This is a genomic window from Streptomyces sp. LX-29 (assembly GCF_029541745.1).
Lineage (GTDB): Bacteria > Actinomycetota > Actinomycetes > Streptomycetales > Streptomycetaceae > Streptomyces.
Genome location: NZ_CP089746.1, coordinates 5,797,906 through 5,813,603, shown reverse-complemented (window position 1 = coordinate 5,813,603; position 15,698 = coordinate 5,797,906). Strand labels below are relative to the sequence as shown.

Sequence of the window (15,698 nt, the reverse complement as noted above, 5' to 3'; positions counted from 1 at the left end):
TCATGATCCGTCAGGGAATCCAGAGCGAGAACGGAGCGACCAGAGTGAAAGGCCGGACAGTGGACCAACGGCAGTCGGCGGGTGGGGCCTTGGGCCGCCCGCGCACCCTCGGCGCCCTCGCCGCCGTCCTCACCCTGGCCCTGACGGCGGGTCTGACCGGCTGCGGAAGCGGCGGGGGCGACGGAGCGTCAGACACCTCCGCGGCGCGCTCCCAGACCGCCGACCGCGTGGAGCCGCTCACCGGCACCCCACCGAGGCCCGCGCTCCCCGTCACCGTCGAATCCGCCGACGGCCACACCGTGACCGTCCGCAGCACCGATCGCATCGTCCCGCTCACCGGCGCGGTCTCCGAGATCGTCTTCAGCCTCGGGCTCGGCGACCGGGTGGTGGCTCGCGATGTCACCGCCACCTTCGCGCAGGCGAAGAAGCTTCCGGTGGTCACCCGCGCGCACGACGTCTCCGCCGAGAGCGTGCTGTCCCTCAAGCCCACCGTGGTGCTCGCCGAGTCCTCCACCGGCCCCGACGAGGCGATCGAGCAGATACGGGACGCGGGAGTGCCGCTCATCGTGCTCGACCCGGCCAAGAAGCTGTCCGACGTCGGCACCCGGATCGACCGGGTCGCCGCGGCGCTCGGCGTCACGAACGCCGGCGACCGGCTGCGTCAGCGCACCGAGCAGCGGTTGCGGAAGGAGCGCGAACGGATCCCCGCCCGCGAGGAGAAGCCGCGCGTCGCCTTCCTCTACCTCCGCGGCTCGGCCTCCGTCTATCTGCTCGGCGGGGCCGACTCCGGCGCCGGCTCGCTGCTGGAGGCCGCGGGCGCGGTCGACGCGGGCAAGGAGTCCGGGCTGGAGAAGGACTTCACGCCCATCACCAGCGAGGCCCTCGTCAAGGCCGCGCCCGACGCGATCCTGGTGATGACCAAGGGGCTCGCCTCGGTCGGCGGCATGGACGGGCTGCTGAAGGTGCCGGGCGTCGCCGAGACCCCCGCCGGGATGGACCGCCGCGTCGTGAGCGTCGAGGACGGCGTGCTGCTCAACTACGGCCCGCGCACCGACGAGGTGCTGCGGAGCATCGTCGACCAGCTGTACGGGGACGGCTCGTGACCCTCCTGGACAAGGACGTCGCCGCGGGGCCGTCCGGCGCGAGCGACCCGAAGGCGGGGCGCCCGCGCCGCCGCGGCCGGGCCGCGCTGCTCACCGCCGGCCTGACGGCCGCCCTGGTCGTGTTGGCGCTGGTCTCGGCCAGCCACGGCGCCTACGAGATCCCGCTCCGCGACGTCCTGGACTCCCTGCTGCACCGCGTCGGGCTCGGCGGCGCCCCGCTGGACCGGGTCGCGGAGAGCGTGCTGTGGAACGTCCGGCTGCCGCGGGTGGTGCTGGCGCTGCTGGTCGGCGCCTCGCTCGGCTGCGCGGGGGCGCTGATGCAGGGCGTCTTCGGGAACCCGCTCGCCGAACCGGGGGTGATCGGCATCTCCGCCGGCGCCGCCGTGGGCGCGGTCTGCTCGATCGCCTTCGGGCTGCACTTCCTGGGCAACTGGACGGTGACCGCCTGCGCGTTCGTCGCCGGTCTGCTCACCGTGACCCTGGTCTACGTGCTGGCGCGGGCGGACGGCCGCTCCGAGGTCGTCACCCTGATCCTCACCGGCATCGCGGTGAACGCCTTCGCCGGCGCGCTCATCGGGCTCTTCGTCTTCTACGCCGACAACGCGCAGATCACCCAGATCACCTTCTGGCAGCTGGGCTCGCTGGCCCAGGCGACCTGGCCGAAGGTGCTGGCCGTGCTGCCGTGCGCCCTGGTCGGGCTGCTGGCCGCGCCGTGCTACGCGCGGCGGATCGACCTGCTGGCGCTGGGCGAGCGGCCGGCGCGCCATCTGGGCGTGGAGGTGGAGCGGCTGCGGCTGACGGTCATCCTGATCGTGGCGCTGCTGACCGCGGCCGCGGTGGCCGTGGCGGGGATCATCAGCTTCGTCGGACTGCTGGTGCCGCACGTGCTGCGGATGGCGGCGGGCCCCGGGCACCGCTTCCTCATTCCGGGCAGCGCCCTGGGCGGCGCGGTGGTGCTGGTCGCCGCGGACCTGGCGGCGCGCACCGCGGCCGCCCCCGCCGAGCTGCCGCTGGGCGTGCTGACCGCGCTCTTCGGCAGTCCGTTCTTCTTCTGGCTGCTGCGCGGGACGCGGCGCAAGCAGGGAGGCTGGGCATGACCCGCACCCGGACCACCCGCACCCCGGCCCGCGACGGGGCCCAGGCCGCCGCCCGGCCCCCGGGGCGCGGCCTGTTCGCGACCCGCACCCCCGGTCTGCCGGAGCCGCCCGCCCCCGGCGACACGGTCGCCGAGGTGGACGGGGCGCGGGTGCGGCTGGCGGAGCGCACCGTGCTCGTCGAGGTCGATCTGCGGGTCACGGCGGGCGAGGTGCTGGCGCTGGTGGGGCCCAACGGGGCGGGCAAGTCGACGCTGTTGGCCGCGCTCGCCGCCGATCTGGCTGCGGAGGGCGGGACCGTGCGGATCGCGGGCCGACCGGTGGCCGACTGGTCGGCGCGCGAACTGGCGCTGCGTCGGGCGGTGCTGCCGCAGTCCGCGACCCTCTCCTTCCCGTTCACGGTGGAGGAGGTGGTGCGGATGGGCCGTGCGCCCTGGGCGGGCACGGCGGCCGAGGACGAGGACGACGAGGCGGTGCGTGCCGCGCTGGCCGCGGCCGAGGTGGCCGAGTTCGCCGGGCGACCGTTCTCGGCCCTCTCCGGTGGTGAGCGGGCGCGGGTCGCACTCGCCCGGGTGCTGGCCCAGCGCACCGGCCTGCTGCTGCTGGACGAGCCGACCGCCGCGCTCGACCTGCGCCATCAGGAGCTGGTGCTGCGGCTCTGTCGGGAGCGGGCGGCCGCCGGGGACGCGGTGGTGGTGGTGCTGCACGACCTGGGGCTGGCCGCCGCGTACGCGGACCGGGTGGCGGTGTTGCACAAGGGTCGGGTGGCGGCCGACGGGCCGCCGGCCGAGGTCTTCGACGCGGAGTTGCTCAGCCGGGTCTACCGGCAGCCGGTCGAGGTGCTGCGACACCCACGGACGGGCGCCCTGCTGGTTCTGCCACGCCGAGATGGCTAAATCTTTGCCATTTATGGACTTATTTATGGGAAGGGAGGGGAACCAGGCAGGCAAGCCTCAGCTAAGTTAGGGCGGCCTTACCTGAACCGTCCGCTTTTTTGAGCCAGCCTGGAGCCCCGTATGAGAGCCGTTCGCTCCTCCGCCGTCACCGCCCTCGCGGCGGCCGCCGCGCTCACCGCCGTCGCCGGATGTTCCGAGAAGTCCGACGCCAAGGGCTCGGGCGCCATCCAGGTCAAGGCATCCGACGACGCCTGCGAGGTGTCGAAGACCAGCTTCCCGGCCGGCCATGTCGCGCTCGCCGTGGAGAACAAGGGCTCCAAGGTCACCGAGGTCTACATCTACGCCCCCGGCGACCGGATCGTCACCGAGCGGGAGAACATCGGGCCGGGCACCAAGACCACCATCACCGCCGAGGTGAAGGCCGGCAGCTACGAGATCGCCTGCAAGCCCGGCATGAAGGGCGACGGCATCCGGCAGAAGGTCACGGTCACCGGCAAGGGCACACCCGTCAAGCGGGACCCGCGGCTGGACGAGGCCGTGGCCGCGTACCGCGCCTACGTCCAGAAGCAGGCCGACGAGACCCTGCCGCTGGTCGAGAAGTTCGCCGCCGCCATCGAGGACGGCGACGTCGAGGCCGCCAAGAAAGCGTACGCCCCGTCCCGCGTCGGCTGGGAGCGCACCGAGCCGGTCGCCGAGTCCTTCGGCGACATCGACCCCAAGGTCGACCTGCGCGAGGACGGCGTGGAGAAGGGCGCGAAGTGGACCGGCTGGCACCGGCTGGAGAAGTCCCTGTGGGTGGAGAAGAAGATCACCGCTGAGGACAGGAAGCTGGCCAAGCAGCTCATCACCGACCTCGAGGACTGGCAGAAGCGGGTCGGCAAGGCCGAGCTCACCCCCACCTCCATGGCCAACGGCGCCAAGGAGCTGCTGGACGAGGTGCAGACCGGCAAGGTCACCGGCGAGGAGGAGCGCTACAGCCACACCGACCTGGTGGACATCCAGGCCAACGTGGAGGGCGCGGAGACCTCGTACTCCCTGCTGCGCAAGGTCGCCGGCGAGAACGACCCGGAGCTGGTCGAGGAGCTCGACAAGCAGTTCGCCGCCGTCAAGAAGCACCTCGACGGCTACCGCGAGGGCGACGGCTTCGTGGCCTACGACGACAAGATCAGCAAGGCGAAGCGCAAGCAGCTCTCGGACACCGTCAACGCGCTGGCCGAGCCGCTGTCCAAGCTCGCCGCCGCGGTCGTCAAGCCCGCCGAGTAGCCATCGGGCCCGCGCGGCGGTATGCCGCTCCCCAGGGGTGGCACACCGCCCGGGGCACCACATCCGTACCAACACCTCAAGGGGGGTCGGCCGTGTCCGAGTCTCAGGAACGCCAGGACCATCCGGAGCCGGAGCGCACGACGCCGTCGCGCCGGGCACTGCTCGGCTGGGGCGGGGCCGGACTGGCAATCGGCGCCGCCGCCGCGGGCGGCACGGCGGTCGCCCTGGCCGGCGACGGCGACCCGGCCGCCCAGCCGGTGGCCGAGGCCGGGGCCGCGGTGCCCTTCCACGGCGCCCACCAGGCCGGCATCGCCACCGCCGTCCAGGACCGGCTGCACTTCGCCGCCTTCGACGTCACCACCGACGACCGGGAGGCGCTGATCTCCCTGCTGAAGGAGTGGACGCGGGCGGCGGAGCGGATGACGCAGGGTCACCCGGTCGGCGAGGGCGCGGTCGGCGGGCTGGCGGAGGCCCCGCCGGACGACACCGGCGAGGCGCTGGGCCTCAAGCCCTCCCGACTCACCCTCACCATCGGCTTCGGCCCCACGCTCTTCGCCGACCGCAAGGGCAAGGACCGCTTCGACCTCAAGAAGCGGCGCCCCGAGGCCCTGGGGGACCTGCCCGCCTTTCCCGGCGACAACCTCGACCCGGCCCGCAGCGGCGGCGACCTGTGTGTCCAGGCGTGCGCCGACGACCCGCAGGTCGCGGTACACGCGATCCGCAACCTGGCCCGCATCGGCATGGGCAAGGTGGCGATCCGCTGGTCGCAGCTGGGCTTCGGCAAGACCTCCTCGACCACCCCGGAGGCCCAGACCCCGCGCAACATGATGGGGTTCAAGGACGGCACCCGGAACATCGCGGGCACCGACGACGCCGCCCTCACCCGGCACGTCTGGGTGTCGCCCAAGGACGGCCCGGACTGGATGGCCGGCGGCTCCTACCTGGTGGCGCGGCGCATCCGGATGCACATCGAGACCTGGGACCGCACCTCGCTCAAGGAGCAGGAGGACATCTTCGGGCGGGACAAGGCCGAGGGCGCGCCGGTGGGCAGGCGGCGCGAGCGCGACGAGCCCAACCTGAAGGCGATGCTGCCCGACGCGCACGTACGACTGGCGCACCCGGACGTCAACGGCGGGGCGACGATCCTGCGCCGGGGCTACTCCTTCACCGACGGCACGGACGGGCTGGGCCGGCTGGACGCCGGGCTGTTCTTCCTCGCCTACCAGCGCGACGTGCGCAGCGGCTTCATCCCCGTGCAGACCAGCCTGGCGCGCTCCGACGCGCTCAACGAGTACATCCAGCACGTGGGTTCGGCGCTGTTCGCCGTTCCGCCGGGCGTCCGGGACGCGGACGACTGGTGGGGCCGCGCGCTCTTCTCCTGATCTCATCGAAGGGACCCGACGTGTTCGCCAACTACCTGACCGGCCTGCGCGAGGGCCTGGAGGCGTCCCTGGTGGTCTGCATCCTGGTCGCGTACCTGGTCAAGACCGGCAACAGGGACAAGCTGCTCCCCATCTGGATCGGCGTGGCCATCGCGGTCACCGTCAGCCTCGGCTTCGGCGCGGGCCTGGAGTTCGGCACCCAGGAGCTGACCTTCGAGGCCCAGGAGCTGATCGGCGGGGGCCTGTCCATCGTCGCCGTGGGCCTGGTGACGTGGATGGTGTTCTGGATGCGGCGCACCGCCCGGCACCTCAAGGCGGAGCTGCACGGGAAGCTGGACGCGGCGCTGGCCGTGGGCACCGGCGCGCTGGTGGCCACCGCCTTCCTGGCGGTGGGCCGGGAGGGCATCGAGACCTCGCTGTTCGTGTGGCGCGCGGTGCACGCGGCGGGCGGCGGCACGGACCCGCTGGTCGGCGCCCTACTGGGCATCGCCTCCGCGGTGGTCATGGGCTGGCTCTTCTACCGGGGCGCGCTGAGGATCAACCTGGCGAAGTTCTTCACCTGGACCGGTGGGGCGCTGGTGGTGGTGGCCGCCGGCGTGCTCGCCTACGGCTTCCACGACCTCCAGGAGGCGCGCTTCCTGCCGGGGCTGAACAACCGGGCGTTCGACATCAGCGACACCGTCCCGCCGGACAGCTGGTACGGAACGCTGCTGAAGGGGACGTTCAACTTCCAGCCCAACCCGACCTGGTTGCAGGTCACGGTGTGGACGCTCTATCTGATCCCCACCCTGGCGCTCTTCCTCGCCCCCGGTAGGGTGGCGCCGAATCGAGCAGCGGCCACAGCAGCGCAGAAGGAGCCGGAGTCCCATGAGACGCAGGTCGCCCCGTCGACGGCGGATGACTCTGGCAGCCGCGGCGGCACTGCTGACGCTGGCGCCGGCGCTGACCGGATGCATGACGGTGCACGGGGAGCGGGAGAACATCCCCTCGGTGGACAGGGCTGAGGCGCCCAAGGCGCTCAAGAAGTTCACCGACACCTACAACAGGGCCTACCGCGAGCTCGACCCGGAGCTGATCCGCCGGGTCGAGACCGGCCCGCTGGCCCAGATCGGCGTCGCCGACCTCACCGCGCAGCGCGCCAACGACCGGGACGGCAAGGGCAACCCGGGCTTCGCGCCGCTGGAGCTGAGCGACGCCCGGTACCTCGTCCCCCGACAGGTCGGCTGGCCGAAGTTCTTCGTCGCCGACACCAGGAGCAACCGCGACCCGGCGGGCGTCAGTAACCGCTGGCTGCTGGTCTTCACCCGCGGCGGGGCGGACGAGCCGTGGCGGGTGGCGTATCTGTCGATCCTCGGCCAGGACGAGATGCCGCGGTTCGCGACTGACGAGAACGGCTGGGCGAAGCCGGCTCCGACCGGCGGCGGCTCGGGGCTCGCGGTCGCCCCGGGCGCGCTGAGCAAGGAGTACACCGACTATCTGATGACCGGTGAGGGCCGCGTCTTCGCGGACGGGCCCGCCACCTCGCGGATGCGGGCGGAGCGCAAGAAGCTGCTGCGCACGCCGAAGTTCTGGACCGAGTACATCGACACGCCGACGGAGGACGCCGGACTGGCGCCGGTGGCGTTGCGCACCAAGGACGGCGGGGCCGTGGTCTTCTTCGCCTCGCACCACCGCCAGAAGCAGACCATGGCCAAGGGCTTCCGGCCCAACCCCGACCCGCAGATCAAGGCGCTGATGACCGGCGAGGCGAAGAAGTCGGTGACGCTGACCCGGGTCTTCGAGTCCACGGTGCGGGTCCCGGCCAAGGGCGGGACCGACCCCCGCGTGGTCTTCCTCAACCGCCTGGAACAGGTCACGGCAGCCAAGGGCGAGTAACCCCGACCCCTGCGCCCCGAAGGGGCGCGGGGACCTGCGCGCTCAACCACAACCAACCCGCAGCCAACCGACCACCCATCGCGGCAGTGCGGCCCCTCCGCGGAGCGGATCCCAGGGTCGGGGCACGCCCCCAAGGGGCGCGGGGAACTGCGCGACCAGCCACAACCAACCCGCAGCCAACCGACAACCCATCGCGGCAGTGCGGCCCCTCCGCGGAGCGGATCCCAGGGTCGGGGCACGCCCCCAAGGGGCGCGGGGAACTGCGCGACCAGCCACAACCAACCCGCAGCCAACCGACAACCCACCGCGGCACCCGACAGCACCGCACCCCGACACCGCGGCACCCCGACAGCACGGCACCCCCCTCACGAGGCGCCCGGGCGCCAGCCCGAACCGGCTAGCGCCCCATCGGCCACGCCGCCGTACCGTGCTGCTCCTGCTGGTCGCCCGCGTACTGGGCGCAGGCGTCGGTGAGCGCCTCCAGCAGGGTCAGCGGGTCGGGTAGCGGCCGCTCGGGGCCGAGCAGCCAGGCCACGTGCCCCTCACCCGGCAGTCGGGCCGGCGGCATCAGCACATAGCTGCCCCGGCAGTGCCAGCGCAGCAGCGGGTGCTCGTCCATCGTCTCGGGGTGGCAGTCCAGCTCGCAGGGCCACCACTCGTCCTCGTCCTCGGGGGTACCGCGGGTGGCGGTGAAGAAGAGCATCCGGCTTTCGTGGAGATCCGCGCTGGTGGTGGCCACCGGGCCCACCTCGACGCCCGCCTCGCCGAGCCGCTCCAAGGCCTGTCGCCCGGCGTCCGCGGGGACGTCCAGCACATCGTGGGTGATGCCGGTGGCGGTGATGAAGTTGGCCTCCGGCTGGCTGTTCAGCCACTGGCCGACCTTCTCGGCGTCCGTGGTGGCCTGTGTCTGCCAGGCGAAGGAGATGGGATGTCGGGCCGGGGTGGGACAGCCGATGCGGTCACACGAACAGCCGTAGCCGTCCGGATGGGCGGCCGGAGCGAGCGGGAAACCGGCTGCGGCAGCGGCCAGCAGCAGGTCCGCGCGGGCGCCCGCCGCGCCCGCGCCCGGGCCGGAATCGCCGCCGGCTCCGCCCCTCGGTCGGCGCAGCCACTGGGAGAACCTGCCCTTGCGTTCCATCTATCGCCTCGCTTAACGGCTCGCTCTACGGCGCATCGCCAACCACCCGGTTACCCGATCAATGCTGCCACCATCCTGCTCCCGAGGTGGCCGGTGTCCGCATCCGGGGTGGCCGAGACACTTGTCTTCCGGGCACCATTACCGGGCATAACCGAATTCTCACGCCTAGCGTTCCTTTTATGGTCGCAAGATCTCTGCTCGCGGGCGTCGTCATGCTGGCACTCTCGCTGCCGATCATCGGTCCGGCCGCCCCGATCCAGCGAGAACGGCAGCGTGGACGGCAACTGGAGGCCGAGCGGGCGCACGACCACCGGGCCCGGCGCACACCCGGCCACAGCTCCCGCTCGCTGCCCGCGCTCCCGCGCGTCACCTACACCGCGCACCGGGGTGGCGCGCTGGAGGTGCCGGAGAACAGCATGGCCGGCCTGACCACCGCCTTCGTACGCGGCGAGGCCCAGGTGCTGGACTTCGACAGCCGGGTGCTGCGGGACGGGACACCGGTGGTGATGCACGACGCGACCCTGGACCGCACCACCTTCCAGAGCGGCCCGGTGAACCGGTTGACCCTCCCCCAGTGGCGACGGGTCGTGCTGCGCCCGGACCCGTCCCTGCCGAGCGACTGGGTGCCCGAGGCGCCGCCGACGGTGGCCGAGGTGCTGGACCGGTTCGGTGGCCGTAGGCGGCTGATGATCGAGGCCAAGGACCCGGCCGGGCTGCCCCGCCTCGCCGAGCTGGTGAAGGAGCGCCGGCTGACCCGCTCGGTCTTCGTCAACACCAACTCGCCCGAGGTGGCGCGCGAGGCCGCCGGGCTGGGGCTGATGGCACAGCTGTGGCGCTCGGCCGCGCAGCTGCGCGGTGACGACCCGGCGGCCTGGCGGGGCTTCGTCAAAGTGCTGGACGTGGACCACCGGGCCCGGGAGCGGGACCTGCGGCGGGCGCTGCGCTCGGGCATCCCGCGGGTGTGGGCGCACACGGTGAACACCCCGGGGGCGCGCGACCGGATGCTGGAGCTGGGCTGCGACGGCATCATCACGGACGCCCCGGGGCTGCTGACGCGCACCCCGGTGGCCGCCCGCTACCGGACTACCGCGGGGTGATGCCGCGCAGCGCCAGCTCCACCACCGCGTCGGCGTACGCGTGGGTCATCGGGCGGGTGCGCAGCAGCCAGCGGTGGGCCAGCGGGCCGACCAGCAGCTCCAGGGCGATCCGGGGGTCGAACGAGGGGTCCGCCTGTCCGGCCTCCTGGGCGGCGCGCAGCCGCTTCACATAGAGCTGGAGCTGCGGCTCCAGGACCCGCTCCACGAACTGGACGGCCAGCTCGGCGTTGATCACGCCCTCGGCGGCCAGCGCGCGGGAGGCCCGCTCGTACCGGGGGTCGCACATCTCGTCGACGGTGGCCCGCAGCACCATCTTGAGGTCCGCCTCCAGGTCCCCGGTGTCCGGGATCTCGTACTCGACGTCCGGGCCGCCCGCGGCCTCCTCGGTGAGCGCGATGAAGGCGTCGAGGAGCACGGCGGCCTTCGAGGGCCACCAGCGGTAGATGGTCTGCTTGCCGACGCCCGCGCGGGCGGCGATCGCCTCGATGGTGAGCTTCGGGTAGCCGACCTCGCCGACGAGTTCGAGGGCGGCGTCGAGGATCGCGCGCCGGGAGCGTTCGCTGCGGCGGCTGGCGTCGGGGGCTGTCTTGTTGGCCATGGATTCAATGTACCAAGCACGAGGCGAGACGTATCGTCTTGACAAGACGATACGTCTCGCTTCACACTCATCTCGGCGGACGTCGCAAGACGGACCGTCTCATGTGATGACGCACGACCCCGAGGAGATGAGCGGCATGAGCAAGGGCAAAGGAAGCGCGATGCTCGGCGTCGGCGGACCCCGCGCCAACGTCCCCCGTTCGGCGATGCGCGGCGGCCTCCGCGACAGCGCGGGCGGACGGGGCGGTATGGACCCCTTGGCGCAGAAAAGGGAGCTGCTGCGCAAGCTTCAACAAGGCCGGGACGGGGGATCTTTGAGGGAAAGTTAGACCACCCGTACGGTCCATGCGTAGCGGGGCGCGAGGGTGGACGATCTGAGCGCGCACGCAACCACGTGCGCGCTCGACACCCTCGTGAGGAGCCTCCCTTGTCCTTGCGTACCACCGTGCGCCGCGCCACCGCGCGCCGCTATCTGATGTGCCCGCCCACCTACTTCAAGGTGACCTACTCCATCAACCCCTGGATGGACCCGGCCAAACCGGTGGACCTCCGGCTCGCCCTCGCCCAGTGGGAGGACCTGCGGGACCGGTACCGCGCCCTGGGCCACACCGTCGCGGAGCTCGAACCCCGCCGCGATCTGCCCGACATGGTCTACGCGGCCAACGGCGCCACCGTCGTCGAGGGCCGGATCCTCGGCGCCCGGTTCGCCCACGCCGAGCGCACCGGCGAGGCCGTGGCGCACCGCGAGTGGTTCCACACCCACGGGTACACGGACGTCCGCGAGCCGGAGCACATCAACGAGGGCGAGGGTGACTTCGCCGTCACCTCCTCCTGGCTGCTGGCCGGCCGGGGCTTCCGCTCCAGCCCGCTCTCCCACCCCGAGGCCCAGGAGTTCTTCGGCCGCCCGGTCATCGGCCTGGACCTGGTCGACCCGCGCTACTACCACCTGGACACGGCGCTCTGCGTGCTCGACGACTCCACCGACACCGAGGTCATGTACTACCCGGGAGCGTTCTCCCCTGGCAGCCGGGCCGTGCTGGAGCGGCTCTTCCCCGACGCGCTCATCGCCACCGAGGCGGACGCGGCGGCCCTCGGACTCAACGCCGTGAGCGATGGCAGACACGTCCTGCTGCCCCAGGCGGCGGTGGGTCTCTTCGAGCCGCTGCGGCAGCGTGGCTACGAGCCGATCGGCATGGACCTGAGCGAGCTCCTCAAGGGCGGCGGCAGCGTCAAGTGCTGCACCCAGGAGCTCCGCGCCTAAGGGCTCCGCGGGAAGTGCCGTGACGGGCCGTCGTTCGCCTGCGGGCCCGTTGTGGCTGGTCGCGCAGTTCCCCGCGCCCCTTCAGGGCGCTGCCGAACCGCAGCCGACTTCACCAGAGCCGCTTAGTCGCGCGGCTCCGAGGGCGGCCAGGCGTCGCCCCAGTCGGCGTCACGGGCGGCACGGTACAGCGGACCGTGCCGCTTGGTGACGTTCTCCCGGCGCAGCCCCTCCTCCGCCGTGCACAGCTCCAACAGCACCTGTCCCTTGCGGATCTGGGGCTTGCGCACCACGCGGGACGGCGCCGGCGCCACCGGGAAGCGGGTGGCGGCGACGTAACTGAACTTCTCGTCCTCGTACGACAGCGAGCCGCCCTTCACCTGCCGGTGCAGCGAGGAGCGGCTCACCCGCGCCGCGAAGTGGCACCAGTCCGAGCCGGGCACGATCGGGCACGCGGCGCTGTGCGGGCAGGGCGCGGCGATGTGGAAGCCGGCGGCGACCAGCCGGTCGCGGGCCTCGATGACGCGGGCGTAGCCGTCGGGGGTGCCCGGCTCGATGATCACCACGGCCTGCGCGGCGGCCGCGACGGCGGCCACCAGGGAGCCGCGATCGGCCTCGGTGAGCTCGTTGAGCACGTAGGAGACCGTGACCAGGTCCGCCGCGTCGACGGCGAGCTGCGCCCCGATGCGGGCGCGGCGCCACTCGACGGCCTTCAGCGCCGGGTTCGCCGCGGCGATCTCCCGCCCCAGGGCGAGGGCCGGCTCCGCCCAGTCGAGCACGGTCACCGGCCGTTCGCCGCCCCAGGTCGCGGCCACGGCCCAGGTGGCGGCCCCGGTCCCACCGCCGACGTCGACATGGCTGCCCGGCGCCCAGTCCGGCACCGCGTCCGCGAACGCGGCCAGCGCCGCGCACACCGCCTCGTACGTCGCCGGCATCCGGTACGCGGCGTACGCGGCCACGTCCGATCGGTCCCGCAGCACCGGGGCGTCCGTCGGGATCCGCCCCCGGTAGTTCGCGATCAGCCGCTCCACCGCCTGGGCCGCCTGCCGGGGCGGCAGGCCGTCGAGCAGGTGCGCCAGGGTGGCGCGGAGGGTGTCGCCGGTGTGGGCGGCCTCGGAAGCGGATGCGTGCATTCGCACGAGTTTACCCGTCCGGGTGGGCCCGACCGAGGGGTCGCCCCCTCACCCCTTCCGGCCCTTCCGGCCCGCGCCGGGAGTCCTCCCCGCCTGTCCGTGCGTGCGTCCTTCCGGCGCCGCGCCGGGTGTCCTCCCCGCCGCACACCCACCCGTGCGGCGCCAACCCGCTGGGTCCGCGGGGCGGGCCGCCCGACGCGCCGGCCTCAGCCCGCCCCCGCTCCCACGGCCCGCGCCAGGGCAGTGGCCACCGCCGCGCGCGGTGCGTTCGCCGGGGGCCGCCGCCGTGGGTGGACGGTGTTGGCGAGCAGCACCACGAACGAGTCGGTCGCCCGGTCCACGACCAGGCTCGTCCCCGTGAAACCCGTGTGCCCCGCCGCGCCCCGGCCCGCCAGCTCACCCGTGAACCACGGCTGGTCGACCTCGAAGCCCAGCCCCGGGGCGGTCAGCATCAGCTCCACGGAGGACGCCGCCAGCACCCGGCGGCCCTCGTACGCCCCGCCACCCAGCAGCGCCCGGCACAGCCGCGCCAGATCGCCGGCGGTGGAGAACAGCCCCGCGTGCCCGGCCACGCCGCCCATCGCATGGGCGTTCTCGTCGTGCACCACCCCGCGCAGCATCCCCCGGTCGAGCTTGGCCCAGGGCCGTCGCTGGTCCTCGGTGGCGGCGATGCGCGGGAGGAGGTCGGCCGGCGGGTTGAAGCGAGTGTCGTCCATGCCCAGCGGCCCGGTGACGAGGTCCCGCACCAGCGCGTCCAGCGGCCGGCCCGTGACGCGCTCCAGCACCCGCTGCAGGATCAGCAGGTTCAGGTCGGAGTAGCCGCGCGCCGCCCCCACCTCGCCCACGGGCTCCTCCGTACGCAGCATCGCCTCCCGCTCCGCCTCGCCCGCGCACGCGTACAGCGGCAGTTCGGGCCGTAGCCCGGAGGTGTGGGTGAGCAGCTGCCGCGGGGTGATCCCGTGTCGGGCGGCGGCCGTGAACTCGGAGGCGTACGAGGCGACGCGGCCGTCCAGGTCGAGCGCGCCTTGCTCCACGCACCGCATGGCGACGACGGCGGTGAACAGCTTGGTCAGCGAGGCGAGGTCGAAGAGGGTGTCGGGCCGGGCGGGCACCCGGGCGGCCGGGGGCAGCTCCACGCCCCCGTCGGTCACCGCGTCGTAGGAGGCATAGCGCACCGCCCAGCCGACGGCCTCGTGGACGAGGGTGGTCCGGGACCGCCCGGCGTAGACGACGGCTCCGGCACACCAGGGCCGCGCTTCAAGGGCTGGAGGCACCGACGCGGAAGGCATCGGCGCGGGAGGCACCGACGCGGGGAGGCTCACCACCTCGCGGACCAGGTCGTCCAGTGCTGTCGCGCGTGCTAGCCCTGCCGCTCGTAGTCGCTCTGCTGCTGCCACGGGCGGCACAGTGCCACGAAGCACAGCGCGGCCGCGAGTGCGGAGCCCAACTGGACGGCGGCCATGGGCACGGCGGTGTGCTCGCCGGCGATCCCGACCAGCGGCGAGGCGATCGCCCCGACCAGAAAGGAGGCGGTGCCCAGCAGCGCGGAGGCGGAGCCGGCGGCGTGCCCGGCGCGCTGGAGCGCCTGGGCGTTGGTGTTGGGCAGCACCAGACCCATGGCGGACATGAGCACGAAGAGCGCGCCCGCCACGAGTGCCAGCCCCGGCCGACCGAAGACCCCGGAGACCATCACCAGCAGTACGCCGGCGGCGAGGGTGATGATGGCGAGTCCGGCCGTCACCACCCGGTCGAGGTTGACCCGGCCGACCAGCACCTTGCCGTTGAGCTGGCCGAAGGCGACGAGGCCGACCGAGTTGAGCCCGAAGAGCAGGCTGAAGGTCTGCGGGGAGGCGCCGTAGATCTCCTGGATGACGAAGGAGGAGCCGGAGATGTACGCGAAGAGCGCGGCGAAGGCGAAGCCGCCCGCGAGCGTGTAGCCGGCGAAGACGCGGTCGGCGAGCAGCCCGCGCATGGTGTGCAGGGCCTGGCCGAGCCCGCCGCTGTGCCGCCGCTCGGGCGGAAGCGTCTCGTCCAGCCAGCGCCAGACGACGACGGAGAGCACGGCGCCCACGACGGTGAGCACGATGAAGATGCCGCGCCAGTCGGTGAAGCGCAGCACCTGGCCGCCGATGAGGGGCGCGATGATCGGCGCGGTGCCGGAGATCAGCATCAGGGTGGAGAAGAAGCGGGCCATGGCCACGCCGTCGTACAGGTCGCGGACCACGGCGCGTGCGATCACGATCCCGGAGGCCCCGGCGAGCCCCTGCACCAGGCGGAAGCCGACAAGCAGCGGGGCGTTGGTGGCGAAGGCGCAGACGGCGGTGGCCAGGACGTAGATGACCATGCCGATGAGCAGCGGCCGGCGGCGGCCCCACTTGTCGCTCATCGGCCCGACCACCAGCTGGCCGAGCGCCATGCCGGCCAGGCAGGCGGTGAGGGTGAGCTGCACGGTGGCGGCGGGGCTGTGCAGCGCGTCGGTGACCTCGGGCAGGGCCGGGAGGTACATGTCCATGGAGAGCGGCGGGAGCGCGGTGAGGCCGCCCAGCACGAGGGTGGTGAGCAGCCCGGTGCGGCGCTGCGCGAGCGTGTGCGCGGGGCCGGCCGGATCGGAGGGGGCCACGGCGCCGGAACGGGCCGTCGTGCCGGAGGGAGCCGCGGCGTCGGAGGGGGCCGGGCCTGCGGGCCGGGCCCCCTCCGGAGCGGAGGTCGCATCGGGTGTGTCGGGTATGCCGTCGGGCGTGGTGGAGCGTCCGGTGTCCGCCATGCAGCAGCTCTCCAAGAGTCGTTGAAGCAGACACTATGTTCTCATCCGGCGCCGTCCTATTTACGGATCTTCGCCACGGATCGGACCGCTCCGCTCCG

Annotated in this window: 15 protein-coding genes; 10 read left to right on the top strand and 5 right to left on the bottom strand. The window is 73.0% G+C overall.

Annotated features, from left to right (window positions below):
• Nucleotides 1–140: 140 nt before the first annotated feature.
• From LRS74_RS24500 to LRS74_RS24470, 7 genes are all read left to right on the top strand, one after another.
• On the top strand, nucleotides 141–1,103 hold the full coding sequence (locus LRS74_RS24500) for an ABC transporter substrate-binding protein (RefSeq protein ID WP_277744910.1): 963 nt from the start codon (nucleotides 141–143) through the stop codon (nucleotides 1,101–1,103).
• Between the two features lie 5 nt (nucleotides 1,104–1,108).
• The gene (locus tag LRS74_RS24495) at nucleotides 1,109–2,200 is read left to right on the top strand and encodes an iron ABC transporter permease (protein ID WP_277744909.1); all 1,092 of its coding nucleotides are present in this window, start codon (nucleotides 1,109–1,111) and stop codon (nucleotides 2,198–2,200) included.
• Nucleotides 2,197–3,093, top strand: coding sequence for a heme ABC transporter ATP-binding protein (locus tag LRS74_RS24490; protein WP_277743033.1), 897 nt, complete (start codon nucleotides 2,197–2,199; stop codon nucleotides 3,091–3,093). The genes LRS74_RS24495 and LRS74_RS24490 overlap by 4 nt, the downstream gene beginning before the upstream one ends.
• 120 nt (nucleotides 3,094–3,213) lie before the next feature.
• Nucleotides 3,214–4,356, top strand: coding sequence for an iron uptake system protein EfeO (efeO, locus tag LRS74_RS24485; protein WP_277743032.1), 1,143 nt, complete (start codon nucleotides 3,214–3,216; stop codon nucleotides 4,354–4,356).
• A gap of 92 nt (nucleotides 4,357–4,448) precedes the next feature.
• Nucleotides 4,449–5,738: an iron uptake transporter deferrochelatase/peroxidase subunit gene (efeB, locus tag LRS74_RS24480; protein ID WP_277743031.1), complete on the top strand. Its 1,290-nt coding sequence runs from the start codon at nucleotides 4,449–4,451 to the stop codon at nucleotides 5,736–5,738.
• Nucleotides 5,739–5,758: 20 nt separating this feature from the next.
• Complete coding sequence (gene efeU / locus LRS74_RS24475) at nucleotides 5,759–6,742, top strand: iron uptake transporter permease EfeU (RefSeq protein WP_277743030.1); 984 nt, start codon at nucleotides 5,759–5,761, stop codon at nucleotides 6,740–6,742.
• A complete protein-coding gene (locus tag LRS74_RS24470; RefSeq protein ID WP_347178160.1) occupies nucleotides 6,729–7,613 on the top strand; it encodes a hypothetical protein in 885 nt (294 codons plus the stop codon). The genes efeU and LRS74_RS24470 overlap by 14 nt, the downstream gene beginning before the upstream one ends.
• 397 nt (nucleotides 7,614–8,010) lie before the next feature.
• On the opposite strand, the gene LRS74_RS24465 is transcribed toward LRS74_RS24470, so the two are convergent.
• Nucleotides 8,011–8,751, bottom strand: a complete 741-nt coding sequence (locus LRS74_RS24465; RefSeq protein WP_277743029.1) for a bifunctional DNA primase/polymerase — start codon at nucleotides 8,749–8,751, stop codon at nucleotides 8,011–8,013.
• Between the two features lie 179 nt (nucleotides 8,752–8,930).
• Between LRS74_RS24465 and LRS74_RS24460 the strand changes: the two genes are divergently transcribed.
• Nucleotides 8,931–9,848 carry a glycerophosphodiester phosphodiesterase gene (locus LRS74_RS24460; RefSeq protein WP_277743028.1) on the top strand — a complete coding sequence of 306 codons (918 nt, stop codon included), beginning with the start codon at nucleotides 8,931–8,933 and terminating at the stop codon, nucleotides 9,846–9,848.
• On the opposite strand, the gene LRS74_RS24455 is transcribed toward LRS74_RS24460, so the two are convergent.
• Nucleotides 9,835–10,446 (bottom strand): TetR/AcrR family transcriptional regulator, encoded by a 612-nt coding sequence (locus tag LRS74_RS24455; RefSeq protein ID WP_277743027.1) that lies wholly within the window; start codon nucleotides 10,444–10,446, stop codon nucleotides 9,835–9,837. The two genes, LRS74_RS24460 and LRS74_RS24455, sit on opposite strands and share 14 nt — an antisense overlap.
• Between LRS74_RS24455 and LRS74_RS33665 the strand changes: the two genes are divergently transcribed.
• Nucleotides 10,445–10,774, top strand: coding sequence for a DUF6243 family protein (locus LRS74_RS33665; protein ID WP_347178159.1), 330 nt, complete (start codon nucleotides 10,445–10,447; stop codon nucleotides 10,772–10,774). The genes LRS74_RS24455 and LRS74_RS33665 overlap by 2 nt on opposite strands.
• A gap of 104 nt (nucleotides 10,775–10,878) precedes the next feature.
• Nucleotides 10,879–11,706, top strand: a complete 828-nt coding sequence (ddaH, locus tag LRS74_RS24445; protein WP_277744906.1) for a dimethylargininase — start codon at nucleotides 10,879–10,881, stop codon at nucleotides 11,704–11,706.
• Between the two features lie 122 nt (nucleotides 11,707–11,828).
• Here ddaH and LRS74_RS24440 read toward each other — a convergent pair whose 3' ends face one another.
• From LRS74_RS24440 to LRS74_RS24430, 3 genes are all read right to left on the bottom strand, one after another.
• A complete protein-coding gene (locus LRS74_RS24440; RefSeq protein ID WP_277743026.1) occupies nucleotides 11,829–12,836 on the bottom strand; it encodes a small ribosomal subunit Rsm22 family protein in 1,008 nt (335 codons plus the stop codon).
• A 206-nt stretch (nucleotides 12,837–13,042) separates the two neighbouring features.
• Nucleotides 13,043–14,125, bottom strand: coding sequence for a serine hydrolase domain-containing protein (locus tag LRS74_RS24435; RefSeq protein WP_277744905.1), 1,083 nt, complete (start codon nucleotides 14,123–14,125; stop codon nucleotides 13,043–13,045).
• Nucleotides 14,126–14,196: 71 nt separating this feature from the next.
• Nucleotides 14,197–15,600, bottom strand: coding sequence for a multidrug effflux MFS transporter (locus LRS74_RS24430; protein ID WP_277743025.1), 1,404 nt, complete (start codon nucleotides 15,598–15,600; stop codon nucleotides 14,197–14,199).
• Between the last annotated feature and the right edge of the window lie 98 nt (nucleotides 15,601–15,698).